The organism is Kitasatospora sp. YST-16 (assembly GCF_026802215.1).
Lineage (GTDB): Bacteria > Actinomycetota > Actinomycetes > Streptomycetales > Streptomycetaceae > Kitasatospora > Kitasatospora cineracea.
The window spans coordinates 3,954,800-3,969,467 of record NZ_CP113837.1; the positions used below are offsets into that span (position 1 = coordinate 3,954,800).

At 73.2% G+C, this 14,668-nt stretch carries 17 protein-coding genes; 10 read left to right on the forward strand and 7 right to left on the reverse strand.

Annotated features, from left to right (window positions below):
* Nucleotides 1-49 precede the first annotated feature (49 nt).
* The 5 genes from OU787_RS18180 to OU787_RS18200 all read right to left on the reverse strand — a co-directional run bounded on the left by OU787_RS18180 (nt 50) and on the right by OU787_RS18200 (nt 5,600).
* A complete protein-coding gene (locus OU787_RS18180) occupies nt 50-1,531 on the reverse strand; it encodes a sensor histidine kinase (RefSeq protein WP_268659999.1) in 1,482 nt (493 codons plus the stop codon).
* Nucleotides 1,528-2,301, reverse strand: a complete 774-nt coding sequence (locus OU787_RS18185) for a response regulator transcription factor (RefSeq protein WP_030458176.1) — start codon at nt 2,299-2,301, stop codon at nt 1,528-1,530. The genes OU787_RS18180 and OU787_RS18185 overlap by 4 nt, the downstream gene beginning before the upstream one ends.
* 111 nt (nt 2,302-2,412) lie before the next feature.
* Nucleotides 2,413-3,576 (reverse strand): S1C family serine protease, encoded by a 1,164-nt coding sequence (locus OU787_RS18190; RefSeq protein ID WP_268660000.1) that lies wholly within the window; start codon nt 3,574-3,576, stop codon nt 2,413-2,415.
* A 125-nt stretch (nt 3,577-3,701) separates the two neighbouring features.
* Complete coding sequence (locus tag OU787_RS18195) at nt 3,702-4,742, reverse strand: LacI family DNA-binding transcriptional regulator (protein ID WP_268660001.1); 1,041 nt, start codon at nt 4,740-4,742, stop codon at nt 3,702-3,704.
* A gap of 126 nt (nt 4,743-4,868) precedes the next feature.
* On the reverse strand, nt 4,869-5,600 hold the full coding sequence (locus OU787_RS18200) for a response regulator transcription factor (RefSeq protein WP_268660002.1): 732 nt from the start codon (nt 5,598-5,600) through the stop codon (nt 4,869-4,871).
* Nucleotides 5,601-6,262: 662 nt separating this feature from the next.
* On the opposite strand from OU787_RS18200, the gene OU787_RS18205 reads away from it, so the two are divergent.
* The 5 genes from OU787_RS18205 (at nt 6,263) to OU787_RS18225 (ending at nt 9,493) form a co-directional block, all read left to right on the forward strand.
* A complete protein-coding gene (locus OU787_RS18205) occupies nt 6,263-6,520 on the forward strand; it encodes a MoaD/ThiS family protein (RefSeq protein WP_030458172.1) in 258 nt (85 codons plus the stop codon).
* A 121-nt stretch (nt 6,521-6,641) separates the two neighbouring features.
* On the forward strand, nt 6,642-7,313 hold the full coding sequence (locus OU787_RS18210; RefSeq protein ID WP_268660003.1) for an LmeA family phospholipid-binding protein: 672 nt from the start codon (nt 6,642-6,644) through the stop codon (nt 7,311-7,313).
* 662 nt (nt 7,314-7,975) lie between these two features.
* The gene (locus OU787_RS18215; RefSeq protein ID WP_030458166.1) at nt 7,976-8,809 is read left to right on the forward strand and encodes a sulfurtransferase; all 834 of its coding nucleotides are present in this window, start codon (nt 7,976-7,978) and stop codon (nt 8,807-8,809) included.
* A 39-nt stretch (nt 8,810-8,848) separates the two neighbouring features.
* Complete coding sequence (locus OU787_RS18220; RefSeq protein WP_030458165.1) at nt 8,849-9,139, forward strand: DUF1416 domain-containing protein; 291 nt, start codon at nt 8,849-8,851, stop codon at nt 9,137-9,139.
* 72 nt (nt 9,140-9,211) lie between these two features.
* Entirely contained in the window at nt 9,212-9,493 is a 282-nt protein-coding gene (locus OU787_RS18225; RefSeq protein ID WP_268660004.1) for a DUF3099 domain-containing protein, read from the forward strand.
* Here the strand turns inward: OU787_RS18225 and OU787_RS18230 are convergent.
* Nucleotides 9,487-9,849 (reverse strand): DsrE family protein, encoded by a 363-nt coding sequence (locus OU787_RS18230; RefSeq protein ID WP_268660005.1) that lies wholly within the window; start codon nt 9,847-9,849, stop codon nt 9,487-9,489. The genes OU787_RS18225 and OU787_RS18230 overlap by 7 nt on opposite strands.
* 242 nt (nt 9,850-10,091) lie before the next feature.
* Between OU787_RS18230 and OU787_RS18235 the strand changes: the two genes are divergently transcribed.
* From OU787_RS18235 to ygfZ, 3 genes are all read left to right on the forward strand, one after another.
* Nucleotides 10,092-10,676 (forward strand): FABP family protein, encoded by a 585-nt coding sequence (locus tag OU787_RS18235; RefSeq protein ID WP_030458162.1) that lies wholly within the window; start codon nt 10,092-10,094, stop codon nt 10,674-10,676.
* 86 nt (nt 10,677-10,762) lie between these two features.
* The gene (locus tag OU787_RS18240) at nt 10,763-11,209 is read left to right on the forward strand and encodes a Fur family transcriptional regulator (protein WP_268660006.1); all 447 of its coding nucleotides are present in this window, start codon (nt 10,763-10,765) and stop codon (nt 11,207-11,209) included.
* A 10-nt stretch (nt 11,210-11,219) separates the two neighbouring features.
* Nucleotides 11,220-12,176, forward strand: coding sequence for a CAF17-like 4Fe-4S cluster assembly/insertion protein YgfZ (gene ygfZ, locus OU787_RS18245; RefSeq protein ID WP_123553451.1), 957 nt, complete (start codon nt 11,220-11,222; stop codon nt 12,174-12,176).
* Between the two features lie 119 nt (nt 12,177-12,295).
* On the opposite strand, the gene dtd is transcribed toward ygfZ, so the two are convergent.
* Nucleotides 12,296-12,727, reverse strand: coding sequence for a D-aminoacyl-tRNA deacylase (gene dtd, locus OU787_RS18250; protein ID WP_030458159.1), 432 nt, complete (start codon nt 12,725-12,727; stop codon nt 12,296-12,298).
* A gap of 347 nt (nt 12,728-13,074) precedes the next feature.
* Here dtd and OU787_RS18255 point away from each other — a divergent pair, with 347 nt between their 5' ends.
* Both OU787_RS18255 and OU787_RS18260 read left to right on the forward strand, forming a co-directional pair.
* Nucleotides 13,075-13,593, forward strand: coding sequence for an RsiG family protein (locus tag OU787_RS18255; RefSeq protein WP_030458158.1), 519 nt, complete (start codon nt 13,075-13,077; stop codon nt 13,591-13,593).
* Nucleotides 13,594-13,653: 60 nt separating this feature from the next.
* On the forward strand, nt 13,654-14,604 hold the full coding sequence (locus OU787_RS18260) for an asparaginase (RefSeq protein WP_030458157.1): 951 nt from the start codon (nt 13,654-13,656) through the stop codon (nt 14,602-14,604).
* Nucleotides 14,605-14,668: the final 64 nt, after the last annotated feature.

A 14,668-nucleotide genomic window follows, 5' to 3' on the forward strand; every position in this document is an offset into this window, starting at 1 on the left:
GCCCCGCCCCCGGCGCGTCTCAGTACGTCTCAGCGCGTCTCAGCGCGTCTCAGCGCGGCTCGGACGGCTGCCCCGGCAGCAGCACCACCGCCTGCGCCCCCGGGCCGCCGTTCGGAGCCGGGCCCAGCGAGACCTGCCCGCCGGTGTCCTGCACGGTCTGCGCCACGATCGACAGCCCCAGCCCCGAACCCGGCAGCTGGCGCGAGGACGGCGAACGCCAGAACCGGTCGAACACGTACGGCAGTTCCTCCGCCGGAATCCCCGGCCCGTGGTCCCGGACCGTCAACCTCCCCTCCCGCAACGACACTTCGATCGTCCCGGCGGGCGGCGAGTACTTCACCGCGTTGTCCAGCAGGTTGATCACCGCCCGCTCCAGCGCTGCCGGGTCCCCGTGCACGTACCAGGGCCGCACGTCCGTCTCGAACACCAGCGACGGCCCGCGCAACCGCCCCCGCTCCAGCGCCCGCCCCACCGTCTCGTGGAACGGCACCACCGTCCGCACCGCCTCCGGATTCGGCGTGTCCGGCCGGGACAGCTGCAGCAGGTCCCCGATCAGCACGGTCAACTCCTGCATCTGCGCCTTCATGTTCCCCAGCATCCGCGCCCGGGTCTCGGCCGGCAGCGCCCGCCCCTGCGCGTCCGAACGGATCAACAGGTCCACGTTGGTGCGGAGCGAAGTCAGCGGCGTGCGCAACTCGTGCCCGGCGTCGGCGATCAGCCGGGTCTGCCGCTCCCGCGAGTTGGCGAGCGCGGTCGACATCGAGTTGAACGAGGTGGAGAGCCGGGCGATCTCGTCCTTCCCGTTGACGGGGATGGTGGTGCCGACCTCCTCGGTGCGGGCGATGTGCTCGACCACGTCGGTGAGCTGGTCGACGGGCTTGAGCGCGGAGCGGGCGACGATCCGCCCGGCCACCCCGGCCCCGATCACGCCGAGCCCGGCCACGCACGCGATCAGCAGCGCGAGGCTCTTGAGGGACTCCTCCACGCCGCTGGTGGGCAGGGCGGTCAGCAGCGTCGCGGGCTGCTGCTCCCCGGTGGCGGACAGGACGCTGGTGGCGGTGCGGCGGACCAGCGCCGAGTCGCCGTTGAGGTAGCTGCCCTCGCGGTAACTGGCGCTCTTGTGGTCCGGCGTGCCGGTCGGCAGGTTGCGCGGCAGGTCGCTCGACTTCACCTCGACCGCCTTGTTGGCGCCGATCGGGAAGCACACGGTGCCGTCGGACGTCACGACCTGGAAGTCGTACTTCGGCGGGCCGAAGTGGCCGTCGGCGGGCGCCGACGGTACCGCGGCCAGGGCCTCCGCGGGGGTCTTGCCGCAGTACAGGAGCTGGTTGCGGCTGAGGCCGGGGCCCTCCTGGACCGCCTTGTCCAGGCTGTCGTGCACCTCCTGGTAGAGCTTCTCGCGCACCAGCAGCCAACTGGCCACCGACACCACCGCGATCGCCACCGCCACCGCGGCAGCCGTGAGCATGGCCAGCCTGCTCCGCAGCGACTTGCCGCGGAACCACCCCGTGAGCCGGCCGATCAGTTTCACGCCGCGGCGCCGGTCGCGGCGCGCAGCGCGTAGCCGACGCCGCGGACGGTCTGGATGATCCGGGGCATGCCGTGCTGCTCGGTCTTGCGGCGCAGGTACATGACGTAGACGTCGAGGGAGTTGGAGGAAGGCTCGAAGTCGAAGCCCCAGACGGCCTTGAGGATCTGTTCGCGGGTCAGCACCTGGCGCGGGTGGGAGAGGAACATCTCCAGCAGCATGAACTCGGTGCGGGTGAGTTCGATGGGCGTGCCGTCGCGGGTGACTTCGCGGGTGGCGGTGTTCATCCGCAGGTCGGCGAAGGCCAGCACCTCGCCGCCGTCCTCGTCGGCGGCGGTGCGGGCGGCGGCTTCGGCGGCGAGCGCGTTGCGGCGGAGCAGGGCGCGGACCCGGGCGAGGAGTTCGTCGAGTTCGAAGGGCTTGGCGAGGTAGTCGTCGGCGCCGACGTCGAGGCCGGTGACGCGGTCGCCGACGGCGTCGCGGGCGGTGAGCATCAGGACGGGGACGGCGTCGCCGCGGGAGCGCATCCGGCGGACGGCGGTGAGGCCGTCCATCCGGGGCATCATGATGTCGAGCAGCACCAGGTCGGGCCGGTCGCGTTCGACGGCGGCCAGGGCCTCGTAGCCGTCGGTGGCGGTGGTGACCTGGTAGCCCTCGAAGGCGAGGCTGGATTCCAGCGCGTCGCGCAGCGCGGGCTCGTCGTCGACGACGAGGACGCGGGCGCCGCCGCCCGGGGCCTCGGTGGGGGTGCGGTCGTCGGCGGGGGGAGTCATCGGCTCGGGGCCCTTTCTGCGTCCGGTGCGGTCCTGGCCATTGTCCGTCGGGTGGGGACGGATCGGGGGATGGATCGGGGGGTGGTCGGCGGTGCCGGTCGGCACCGGCGGTCAGAGGGTCTTGCCGGCCTGCATCTGGGACAGGACCTGCTTGACGCTGTTGATCGGGATGGCGAAGCCGAGGCCGACGCTGCCGGCGTCGGAGCTGCCGGTGGAGCTGGAGCCACTGGCGGAGTACATCGCCGAGTTGAGGCCGATGACCTGTCCGGCGGTGTTGATCAGCGGTCCGCCGGAGTTGCCGGGGTTGAGCGCGGCGTCGGTCTGCAGGGCCTGGTAGGTGGCGGTGTCGGAGGAGGAGCTGCCGGCGGAGGAGCCGGAGGAACCGCGCTGGCCGGGCAGGTTGGGGAAGCCGAAGCCGCCGTTGTTGCTGGTGGTGCCCTCGTCGACCTGGACGGAGACCTGCCGGTTCTTGGCGGAGATGATGCCGGAGGTGACGGTGCCGGTGAGGCCCTCGGGGTTGCCGATGGCGACCACCGGGTCGCCGACGGCGGTGCTGTCGGAGTCGCCGAGGACGGCGGTGGTCAGGCCGCTGACGCCGGAGGCGGTGATGACGGCGGTGTCGAGGGACTTGTCGGTCCCGGTGACGGTGGCGGTCGCGGTGGAGCCGTCCTTGAAGGTGACGGTGGTCTGGCCGCCGCCGCCGACCGCGCCGGAGACGACGTGGTAGTTGGTGAGGATCTGGCCGTCGGCGGTGAGCACCACGCCGGTGCCGGTGGCGGTGCCGCTGCCGGTCTTGACGGTGATCTGCACGACGGCGGGGGAGACCGCGGCGGCGATCGCCGAGACGTCGGCGCTGCCGTCGGCGTTGGCGGAGACCGGGCGGACCAGGGTGCTGCTCGCGCCGGCGGAGCCGGTGCGCTCGCCGGCCAGGGCGCCGCCGGTGACGCCGCCGACCAGGGCGGCGATCGCGGCGACGGCGGTGACCAGGGCGAGCCGGCTGCGCAGCAGGCCGCGGCGGGCCCGGTGCCCGGCGGGCGGCTGAGGGCCCGCCCCGGGGCCGTCCCCGGTGCCGGGTTCGGCGGCGAGCGCGAAGGTCGCGGGCAGCAGCGCCGGGTCGGGCGCGGCGGCGGGCGGCAGGGCCGGGTAGGCGGCTTCCCGGTACGGGGTGCCGGTGTGCGGCGGGTACGCGGGGGCGGCGGGCGGCTGCGGCGGGAGCCAGCCCGCGCCGCCGTCCTGGGGGTGGGGCTCGTGGGTGCTGCGGTGCTGGTCGCTCATGACGACCAAGTTCCGCCCGGTTCATGAAGACCGGATGAGAGCGTGCTACAGGTTCCCCGAGAAGCGCGTCAGCTTCTCATAAAGCCTGGTCAGGCCGGTGATCGGCCCGGGGGAGGACCCGCAGGTCAGGGCTGTTCGCCGCCGCAGCCGCAGGAGCGCCGCACGACCAGCCGGGACGGGAACTTGCGGACCCGTTCGGTGTCGCTGCCGGGCACCATCAGCGAGTCGTCGAGGACCAGGTCGACGGCGGCCCGGGCCATCGCGTCCCGGTCGGAGGCGACGGTGGTCAGCGGCGGGGAGGCGAAGGCGGCCTCGGGGATGTCGTCGAAGCCGGCCACCGCGAGGTCCTCGGGGACGCGCAGGCCGAGCTCCTGGGCGGCCCGGAGCACGCCGATGGCCTGGTCGTCGGTGGAGCAGAAGATCGCGGGCGGCCGCCGGTCGGAGCCGAGCAGCTCCAGCGCGACCTGGTAGGCGCCGTAGCGGTGGAACGGGGCGTCCACCAGGTGGGGCTCGGTGGGCAGGCCGTGCGCGGTCATGGCGAGCTCCCAGCCGGCCACGTGGTCGATCACCGGGTCGCCGGGGGCGGGCGACTCCACCGGCCCGCCGAAGCAGGCCACGTACGGGTGGCCGTGCACCTCCAGCAGGTGCCGGACGATCAGCTCGGAGCCGCCGACGTCGTCGGTGACCACGGCGACGTCGTCGATCGCCTCGGGGCGGCGGTGCAGCAGCACCACCTTGGCGCCCTCCATGGCGGCGAACTCCTCGGCGGCGCGCTGCGAGGGGCCCTGGCTGACCAGGATCAGGCCGGAGACCCGCATGCCGAGGAAGGCCCGGACGTAGTGCACCTCGCGGTCGTCCACGTAGTCGGAGTTGCCGATCAGGACGAGCTTGCCGCGCTCGGAGGCGGCGCGTTCCACGGCGTGCGCCATCTCCGCGAAGAACGGCTGCCGGGCGTCGGGGACGACCATGCCGATCAGGTTGGTGCGCCGGGAGGCCATCGCCTGGGCGACCGAGTTCGGGCGGTACCCGAGCTGCTCGATCGCGGCGAGCACCTTCTCCCTGGTGGCCGGGGCGACCGGCCGGGGACCGTTGTTGATCACATAGCTGACGACCGCGGTCGAGGTGCCAGCCAGTCGGGCTACGTCGTCGCGCGTCACCTTGGCCACGGGGGGAGTCTACGCGGGTGGTGCGGCGCCCAGGCCCGGGGTGACACCTGGTGGGACGGCGGTTTCGGGACCGATCCGGGCAAAGCCGGGCGAGTGTCTCCGCGGTGCGGCCCGCCCGGCCCTCCGTCAGTGTTCGCGGGTCGCGCCGGTGCGGCTCTGCTCGGCCCGTTCGGGGGCCTTGTCGGGGCGCTCGGGGACCACGAAGCGGTAGCCGACGTTGCGCACGGTGCCGATCAACTGCTCGTTCTCGACGCCGAGTTTGGCCCGCAGCCGGCGGACGTGGACGTCCACGGTGCGGGTGCCGCCGAAGTAGTCGTAGCCCCACACCTCCTGGAGCAGCTGGGCCCGGGTGAAGACCCGGCCGGGGTGCTGGGCCAGGTACTTGAGCAGCTCGAACTCCTTGAAGGTGAGGTCGAGGACCCGGCCCTTGAGCTTGGCGGAGTAGGTGGCCTCGTCGACCGAGAGGTCGCCGTTGCGGATCTCCATCGGGCTGTCGTCGGCGGCGGAGTTCAGCCGGCCGAGGGCCAGCCGCAGCCGGGCCTCCACCTCGGCCGGTCCGGCGGTGTCGAGCAGCACGTCGTCGATGCCCCACTCGGCGGTGACGGCGGCCAGGCCGCCCTCGGTGACCACCAGGATCAGCGGGCTGCCGATGCCGGTGGAGCGCAGCAGCTGGCACAGGCTGCGGATCTGCGGCAGGTCGCGCCGGCCGTCGACCAGGATCACGTCGGCGCTCGGGGTGTCGACCAGGGCGGACCCCTCGGCGGGGGCCACCCGGACGCTGTGCAGCAGCAGCCCGAGGGCGGGCAGCACCTCGGCGGAGGGTTGCAGGGCGTTGGTCAGCAGGAGCAGAGAACTCATACCCGGTTAGTCCCCTTTCCGGGTCGTCGCGGTCGCGGCCGCCGGGGGAGAGCACCGGCCGCGGTACAGGGTGGGGGAGCGCCGACAGGGCCGGCGGGGGCGTCGTCGGGCGGGGCGGCGGTGGCGCGCCCGGGGTCCCGCAACCCCTGGCGTCCCGCTGGTGCCCCGTCCATCGGCGTACCCTCCGGTCTGTCCCGCCGTCGGCGCACCACGTCGTGCGGTCGAGCGGTGGGGGCGCTCCGGCGTCGGGTGCGGGTGGGGCACCGTTCGCAAGAACGTCCGTATGGCGTCCTGAAAGCACAAAAGGACCCGGGGGCGACTCTGCCCGGATCCCTCATCGGGTTCGAGAATAGCCGACCGGCCCGAGCCTGGGGAGAGGCGCGAGCGGGGCGCGCGGCGGTGGGCGGGGCTTAGGGCCGTGCGGTTCGTCACTCCGGCGGGGCGGCGCGACCTCGGGTGTTTGCCTCCGGACGGGGGGCGCGGGCGATGATGGGGGCCGCACCGGCCGCACCGTACGTGTACACCGATTCCACGGGTGGGCCGGCCGGCACCGGGCCGGCCGCCGTACCGGGCGAGGACCGTCGAGAGGGGTTGCCGTGACCGCGACCGCCGAAACCCGCACCACCGCCGGGGAGCCCGCCGCCGCCGGATCACCCGGGAGGGTGAGCGGGACCGTCCGCTACTGGGCCGCCGCCAAGTCCGCGGCGGGCCGGGCCGAGGAGCCCGTCGAGGCCGCGACGCTCGCCGGGGCGCTGGCCGCGGTGCGCGCCGCGCACGCCGACCGGCCGGAGCTGCTGCGGCTGCTGGAGGTGTGCTCGTTCCTGCTGGACGGCGAGCAGACCGGCGGCCGGGAGCCCGCCGCGGTGCTGCTGTCCGAGGGCTGGACGGTCGAGGTGCTGCCGCCGTTCGCCGGAGGCTGAGCGCCGTTTTCCCCGGGTGCGGTTCCGGAACTGGGGCATGCGTGCGATCGTCCTATGTCCGTAGCCCGAATGCCGTTCGCCTCCGAACGGATCTCGGATCGACCGTCTCTGGGGGAGTGCGATGCACGGCTCGGTGAAGTTGCTGATCGGCCTCGGGGTGGTGGGCGGCCTGCTGGTCGGCGCCGACCGGATAGCCGTCGGGGTCGCGGAGGACCAGGCGGCGGACGCGGCCGTCTCCTCCGGCTGGATGACCACCAAGCCGGACGTCAGCATCGACGACTTCCCGTTCCTGACCAGCGCGGTGGCCGGCGAGCTGGACAAGGTGACGATGAGCTCGGACGGGATGACCGTGACCGACGGCAAGGAGACGGTGACGATGCACTCCTTCCGGGCCGACCTCTCCGACGTGAAGTTCACCGACTCCTACCGGGGCGTCACGGTCGGGCACGGCGACGGCCGGGGCGTGATCGCCTACCAGGACCTGTCGAAGTTCATGGTCGGCGGCGGCCGGCTCACCCTGGCGTACGCCGGGCCGGGCAAGGTGAAGGCCGAGGTGCCGGGCGGCGCGGTCGAGGGCAGGCTACGCAGCGAGGGCAACCAGGTGGTCGTGGACGGTCTCCAACTCACCGGCGCCGCATCCAAGTTGAGCGGCCTGGCCGGCGACCTGCTGAAGCCCCAGCGGTTCGGCCTGACCGGCCTGCCGACCGGCCTCTCGCTGGCCGAGGCGACCCCGGAACAGGACGGCGTCCGGCTGAGCTTCACCTTCGCCCCCGGCACCACCCTCGGCCACTAGTGCCGCGTCAGGCAACCTTCGCCCGTCGCGACTCCCCCAGCCCCAAGGGGGGCTGGGAGGTGCCCCCTTGGCACGCACTCTCGCCGCACCGGACGCCGCTCCTTCACGGCGAAGGTTGCCTGACGCGGCACTAGGCCCGCGCCGCCCTCCTCGCCCCGCTGTCCGCTGGGCGAGACGGCCTGTCCAGCGCGGTTGCCGGAACGCCCCGAATCGCCCGCCCGCCCGGTCCCCGCACGGGGTCCGGGCCTGGCGGCAGGTGAGCGGAAAGCGGTAAATCCCAATATCCGGATGATCCGGTCTCAGCATTCGACACGATGATGACAGCGCCCCCTCCGAGTCCCTAGCATCGTCGTCATGAAGCGACAGGCGGACCTCACGAAGCGGCGGGCGGTAGACCACTGCCGCGTGTCGAGCTGCCTGTGTCGAATGCGCTGATTCTGCGGTCACGTCCCGCAGTCCCGGCGCGTCAGCCCCGCTCCGACGCCGCGAACCGGTAGCCATGGGCACCGGTGCGTCCGGAGCGACGAGCACACACCTCTGATTCACCCCGGCCGAAGCCGCACCCACTCCCGTCCCAGCATGCGGACGGGTGTGCGGACGCGTGCGGTCCGGAGCACTCCCAGCAGCCCTTCCGCCAACCGCCCCCGGATGGAGAAACCCACATGAGCCGCAGCGACGTCCTGGTCGACGCCGATTGGGTCCAGGACCACCTGGACGACCCGAAGGTCGTCATCGTCGAGGTCGACGAAGACACCGCCGCCTACGACAAGAACCACATCCGCAACGCGGTCCGGATCGACTGGAAGAAGGACCTCCAGGACCCGGTCCGCCGCGACTTCATCGACCAGGCCGGCTTCGAGGCGCTGCTGTCCGCCAAGGGCATCGCCAACGACGACACCGTGGTGCTCTACGGCGGCAACAACAACTGGTTCGCGTCCTACGCCTACTGGTACTTCAAGCTGTACGGCCACGGCGACGTCCGCCTGCTGGACGGCGGCCGCAAGAAGTGGGAGCTCGACTCCCGCGAGCTGGTCGTCGAGCAGCCCCAGCGGGCCGCCACCCAGTACACCGCGCAGCCGGCCGACTCCTCGATCCGCGCCTTCCGCGACGACGTGGTCAACGCGATCGGCACCCTGAACCTGGTCGACGTCCGCTCGCCCGACGAGTTCTCCGGCAAGCTGCTCGCCCCGGCTCACCTCCCGCAGGAGCAGTCGCAGCGCCCGGGCCACGTTCCGTCCGCCAAGAACATCCCGTGGGCGAAGAACGCCAACGACGACGGCACCTTCAAGAGCGACGACGAGCTCAAGTCGCTCTACGAGGCCGAGGGCGTCGACCTGGCCACCGACACCATCGCGTACTGCCGGATCGGCGAGCGCTCCGCGCTCACCTGGTTCGTGCTGCACGAGCTGCTCGGCCAGGAGAACGTCAAGAACTACGACGGTTCGTGGACCGAGTACGGCAGCCTGGTCGGCGTGCCGATCGAGCTCGGCAACTGAGCCCCGGCTCGCACGACAGCAAGGAAGAGGGAGACAGACATGTGCGGTGCGAAGGCCGGCGGCCCGGACCTGGCAGGAGTTGACGTGGCGAACGAGACGATCATCCAGGGTTCGGTGACCCGCAACGACGAGCCGGTCAACGGCTACGTGCGGCTCCTCGACGAGAACGGCGAGTTCACGGCCGAGGTCCCGACCTCGGCGACCGGGCAGTTCCGGTTCTTCGCCCGCCCGGGCAAGTGGACGCTGCGGGCCCTGGTGCCCGGCGCCACCGTCGACCGCCAGGTGGTCGCCGCCCAGGGCGAGTTCACCGAGGTGGCGATCGCGGTCTGAGGACCGCGCGACAGCGTGACGAGGGGCCCGGACGTCTTCTGACGGCCGGGCCCCTCGGCCTACCCTGGAAGGGTGCAGGCACACCGACGGCACGTGCGCTACTTCGTGATGATGGGCGGCTGCCTGGCGCTGTTCGTCCTCGCCTGGGGCGTGGTGCGCTTCTGGTCGGTCGGCGCCGCCATCGGCATGTGCGTGGTCGCCATGGTGATCCCGCCGGTGGCCGCCGTCCTCGCCAACAAGCGCGACAAGGACGACGACTGGTGGAACGACCCGCGCTGGGACGACCCGCGCTGGGAGCAGCGCGGCCACGACCGGGACGCGCCGGACCGCGAACCCCCGCCCGACCGTCAGTAGACGAGCGCCCTGGCGTCGTCCGCCATCACCTCGGACAGGAACACCTGCGCCCCGGCGATCCGCACGCCCTCGATCACGTCGTCCTGGACGATGCCCCGGCGCGCCGCGCACTGGGTGCACAGGGTGACGCTCCCGGCCGCCAGGACGGCCCCCAGCAGGTCCGGCAGCGGCGCCGAGTGCGGCAGCTCGAACTCGGCGGCCCTCCCCGGCAGCGCGAACCAGGCGGACTCCCCGGTCAGCCAGAGCGAGACCGGCACGCCGCTGGCGACCGCGACCGAGGCGACCGTGAAGGCCTGCGAGCAGCGTTCCGGGGCGTCCGCACCGGCGGTGACCTTGATGACCAGCTTCTTCGACATGCCCCAGAGACTACGGGCGCGAGGGGCGCCGGATAGACTCGCGCCGTACCACAGCCCGTCGAACCCGCCCCTGGGAGCGCACCGTGTCCGGTCTTGAGATCTTCTTCGACAGCCTGCTGGCTCTGATGGCCGTGCTGATCACCTGGTTCGCCATCTTCTCCGTCATGAAGCTCTACCAGGGCCAGCGCTGACGACTGCCGTACGGTTGACCCGGTAACCGTCCGACGACACCAGCCAGGACCATGATCGAGATTCCTTCCGACCTCCACCGCGACGTCGTCCCGCTCGCCTTCCTCCTCGGCACCTGGGAGGGCGCGGGCGTCCACGACTTCCCGGGCAGCGAGAAGTGCAACTTCGGCCAGGAGATCGTCTTCCGGCACGACGGCCGTCCCTTCCTGGAGTTCCGCTCCCGCACCTGGGTGCTGGACGAGCAGGGGGAGAAGGTCCGCGCCCTGGAGACCGAGCACGCCTTCTGGCGGGTCACCAGCAACCAGCACGGCACCAGCGGCGAGCGCGAGATCGAGGTCTCCTCGGTCCGCGACGACGGCACCGTGGAGATCTGGTACGGCAAGCTGCACGACGGCAAGCCGCAGATCGACCTGGCCACCGACGCGGTCGCCCGGATCGAGGGCGCGGCCCCCTACAGCGGCGGCAAGCGGCTGTACGGCCTGGTCAAGGACGAGCTGCTCTGGGTCGGCGAGAAGGCCGCCCCCGAGGTGCCGCTGCGGCCGTACATGTCGGCCCAGCTGAAGAAGGTGCTCAACCCGGCGCAGCTGATCAACGACATCAACGACCTGCCGGACGACGGCATCGCGTTCTTCCGCTGAGCGGAGCGCGTACGCACGGGTAGGGGCCGACCGGGCGGTCGGTCCCTACACTTGTCGGCACGACCTCTCACCGGGCAGGGACACACGTGGCGAACAGCGAGAGCACCGACTGGAAGGCCGACCTGCGCGAGCGCGGCTACCGGCTGACCCCGCAGCGCCAGCTGGTGCTGGAGGCCGTCGACGTGCTCGACCACGCCACCCCCGACGACATCCTGTGCCAGGTCCGCAAGACCGCCAGCGGCGTCAACATCTCCACCGTCTACCGGACGCTGGAGCTGCTCGAGGAACTCGGCCTGGTCTCGCACGCCCACCTCGGCCACGGCGCCCCCACCTACCACCTGGCCGACCGGCACACCCACCTGCACCTGGTCTGCCGGGACTGCGACGAGGTCACCGAGACCGACACCGCGATCGCCGCCCCGCTGATCGACAGCCTGCGCACCGAGCACGGCTTCGACACCGACCTCAAGCACTTCGCCATCTTCGGCCGCTGCGCCGACTGCACCGCCAAGCTGGCGGGCGGGCGGTCGTAAGCTGACCGGTATGAAGAGCCCGCTGCTTGCCCTGCCCGGCGCCGTTGCCGCCGAAGGTCCCGACGAGGGGGTCGCCGCCCACTACGGCGACCTGTTCCGCGAGCAGCGCGCGCTGGCCGCGGGCCGCGGCTTCGTGGACCTGTCGCACCGCGGCGTGATCACCGCGACCGGCCCGGACCGGCTGAGCTGGTTGCACCTGCTGCTCACCCAGCACGTCAGCGAACTGCCGCCGCAGCACGCCACCGAGGCGCTGGTGCTCTCCCCGAACGGGCACGTGGAGCACGCGCTCTACCTGGTCGACGACGGGGAGACCACCTGGATCCACGTCGAGCCGGGCGACGCTCCCGCGCTGGTGAAGTACCTGGAGTCGATGAAGTTCTGGAACCGGGTCGAGGTCGCCGACGCCACCGAGCAGTACGCGGTGGTCTTCCTGCCGGCCGGCTCCACCGCCCCGGTCGAGCGGGCCGCCGCGGTGCGCGAACTCCCGTGGGGCCGCGACCTGTTCCTCCCGCGCGCCGAACTCGCCGCGGCCGCCGAGGAGTTCGGCCCGGCGGCGGGCGTCTGGGCGTACGAGGCACTGCGGGTCGAGGGGCACCGGCCGCGGCTCGGCTTCGAGACCGATCACCGCACCATCCCGCACGAGGTGGACTGGCTGGGCAGCGCCGTGCACCTGCAGAAGGGCTGCTACCGCGGCCAGGAGACGGTCGCCCGGGTGCACAACCTGGGCCGGCCGCCGCGCCGCCTGGTCTTCCTGCACCTGGACGGCACCGAGGAGAAGCTGCCCGCGCACGGCGCCGAGGTCCGCGTCGAGGGCCAGGAGCGCCCGGTCGGCTTCGTCACTTCCTCGGCCCGCCACCACGAGCTGGGCCCGATCGCGCTGGCCCTGGTCAAGCGCAACACCCCGGTGGACGCGGTGCTGCTGGCCGACGGCGTCCCCGGCACCCAGGACGTGATCGTCCCGGCGTGACGGGGCGACGCTCTCGTGAGACCCTCTCGCCTCCGTGAGAGGGCCTCACTTTCACGACATCCCCTCACGGCCGTGAGGGCCTGTCGCATCCGTGAGGACCCCTCGCGCCCGTGCGGGCCTCAGACCTCCAGCAGCACGGTGAACGGCCCGTCGTTCACCAGCGACACCTGCATGTCGGCGCCGAACCGCCCGGTCTCCACCTTGGCGCCCAGCGTGCGCAGTTCGGCCACCACGGCGTCCACCAGCGGCTCGGCGACCGGGCCGGGCGCGGCCGCGTTCCAGGTGGGGCGGCGGCCCTTGCGGGCGTCCCCGTAGAGGGTGAACTGGCTGATCACCAGCAGCGGGGCGCCGAGCTCCGAGCAGGACTGCTCGGGGTTGCCCGGGAACAGCCGCAGCGTCCAGAGCTTGCGGGCCAGTTGGGCGGCCCGGGCCGGGGTGTCCTCGTGGGTGACGCCGACCAGGACGCACAGGCCCGGCCCCTCGATCGCGCCGACCGTCTCGCCGTCCACCGTCACGGCCGCCCCGGCGACCCGCTGCACCACTGCTCGCATGCCGTCATTGTGCCCGTCCGGGCTCACTGGGGGCGCACGGCCTCCGGTTGCGCGCCGGGGTCGCGCGTGATGCGCCCTGATTCGTGCAGGTGAGCCGGTGGCGCGGATTCTTCGTACTAGCCAGGGGTGTTCGCCAGGGGGCCGTTCGGGTACTCGGGCGTGCGGCGCCGGGGCCCGGGGTGGCACGCTGTCCGACGGCCCGGGGCCACCCGGGCCCCGCGGTGGCGTCCGCCGTCCCGGCGAACCGCGTCACCCGCACGAGTGGCAGCGCCCGCCGGGGGGAACCCTGGAGGACGGGCGGCCCGTGCTACCGGCGGGCACTGGTACTACGGCAGGTGGTCGGATTGATGGACGTGAGCGCGGTCGACGGGCTGGCCGGCCTGGCCCTGGAGGAACTGCGGGTGCTCCGCCGGGACGCGTTGGAGCAGGAGGCCGACCTGTCCTACCTGCGCCGCCTGCTGCACGGCCGGATGGACATCCTGCGGGCCGAGCTCCAGCGCCGGGAGATCCCGCTGACCGCCGCCGGCGAGGCCCAGTGCGCGCTGCTGGACCGACTGCCGGCGATCCTCGCCGACGCCCCGTCCGCCACCCGCCGCCCGGCCCGGCACGTCACCCTCGGCCCGCCGCGCGGCGAGCGCTACCGGCGCGAGGCGGACGCCCTGATGGGCGACGTCCAGCTGGCCGACCTGTCCGCGCACGCCACCGCCGACCTGCTGGCCGCCGTCGAGCGGCTCGACGTGCACCAGCGCGAGGTCTCCGGCCGCCGGCACGCGCTGCAGCGCACCGCGGACGACTGCGGGGCGGAGATCACCCGCAGGTACCGTGAGGGGGAGGCCCGGGTCGACGACCTGCTCAGCGAACGCTGAGCGGGGCGGCCGCGGCCGGGGCCACCCTCACCCTCACCGCACCGCCCTGGAGACCCACCCGTGTCGCAGTCCGCCCTGCCCGCCCTCGCCGAGGTCATACGCTCCGGCTTCACCGAGGGCCGCCACCGCGGTTCGCTGGTCCTGCTCGACGCCGACGGCGCCGTCGAGTACGCGCTCGGCACCCCCGAACTGCCGGTCTACCCGCGCTCCACCGCCAAGCCCTTCCAGGCGGTGGCCACCCTGCGGGCCGGCCTCGACCTGCACGGCGAACAGCTCGCGCTGGCCGCCTCCAGCCACTCCGCCGAGCCCTTCCACCGCGCCGCCGTGCGCCGGCTGCTGGCCGACGCCGGCCTCACCGAGGCCGCCCTGCGGCTGCCCGCGGACCTGCCGCTGGACCAGGTCGAGGCGGAGGAACTGCTGCGCTCCGGCGGGGAGCGCGCCCCGATCCTGATGGACTGCTCCGGCAAGCACGCCGCCTGGCTGGCCGCCTCCGCCGCCAACGGCTGGGACCTGGAGGGCTACCTCGACCCGGCCCACCCGATCCAGCAGCTGGCCCGCACCGCCCTGGAGGAGGCCACCGGCGAGCGCGCCGCCCACCTGGGCACCGACGGCTGCGGCGCCCCGCTGCTGGCCGTCTCGCTGACCGGCCTGGCCCGCGGCTACCGCGCCCTGCTGCTGGCCGCCCCCGGCACCGAGCAGCGCCGGGTCGCCGACGCGATGCGCGCCCACCCCGAGTACGTGGCCGGCACCCGCCGGGCCGACACCTGGCTGATGCGGGCGGTGCCCGGCGCGCTGTCCAAGATGGGCGCCGAGGCCGTCCAGGTGGTGGCGCTGGCCGACGGCCGGGCGCTCGCCTTCAAGATCGAGGACGGCGCGGAGCGCGCCCGGGGCCCGGTGCTGGCCGCCGCGCTGCGCCGACTGGGCGTCCAGGACCCGGTGCTGGAGCGGATCGCCGCCGCCCCGCTGCACGGCGGCGGGAACGTGGTCGGCGAGGTCCGCGCGGCGTTCTGAGCCCGCGCCCCGGGCGCCCCGTCGGCGGACGCCGGGATGCCCGGGGCGGCGCTTCGGTGCACGG

Bases quoted from the DNA above. Each gene is read 5' to 3' on its own strand.
- OU787_RS18185 (WP_030458176.1), bottom strand. From the start codon at position 2,301: ATGACTCCCCCCGCCGACGACCGCACCCCCACCGAGGCCCCGGGCGGC.
- OU787_RS18190 (WP_268660000.1), bottom strand. From the start codon at position 3,576: ATGAGCGACCAGCACCGCAGCACCCACGAGCCCCACCCCCAGGACGGC.
- OU787_RS18200 (WP_268660002.1), bottom strand. From the start codon at position 5,600: ATGAGTTCTCTGCTCCTGCTGACCAACGCCCTGCAACCCTCCGCCGAG.
- OU787_RS18210 (WP_268660003.1), top strand. From the start codon at position 6,642: ATGCACGGCTCGGTGAAGTTGCTGATCGGCCTCGGGGTGGTGGGCGGC.
- OU787_RS18215 (WP_030458166.1), top strand. From the start codon at position 7,976: ATGAGCCGCAGCGACGTCCTGGTCGACGCCGATTGGGTCCAGGACCAC.
- OU787_RS18220 (WP_030458165.1), top strand. From the start codon at position 8,849: ATGTGCGGTGCGAAGGCCGGCGGCCCGGACCTGGCAGGAGTTGACGTG.
- OU787_RS18230 (WP_268660005.1), bottom strand. From the start codon at position 9,849: ATGTCGAAGAAGCTGGTCATCAAGGTCACCGCCGGTGCGGACGCCCCG.
- OU787_RS18235 (WP_030458162.1), top strand. From the start codon at position 10,092: ATGATCGAGATTCCTTCCGACCTCCACCGCGACGTCGTCCCGCTCGCC.
- ygfZ (WP_123553451.1), top strand. From the start codon at position 11,220: ATGAAGAGCCCGCTGCTTGCCCTGCCCGGCGCCGTTGCCGCCGAAGGT.
- dtd (WP_030458159.1), bottom strand. From the start codon at position 12,727: ATGCGAGCAGTGGTGCAGCGGGTCGCCGGGGCGGCCGTGACGGTGGAC.
- OU787_RS18255 (WP_030458158.1), top strand. From the start codon at position 13,075: ATGGACGTGAGCGCGGTCGACGGGCTGGCCGGCCTGGCCCTGGAGGAA.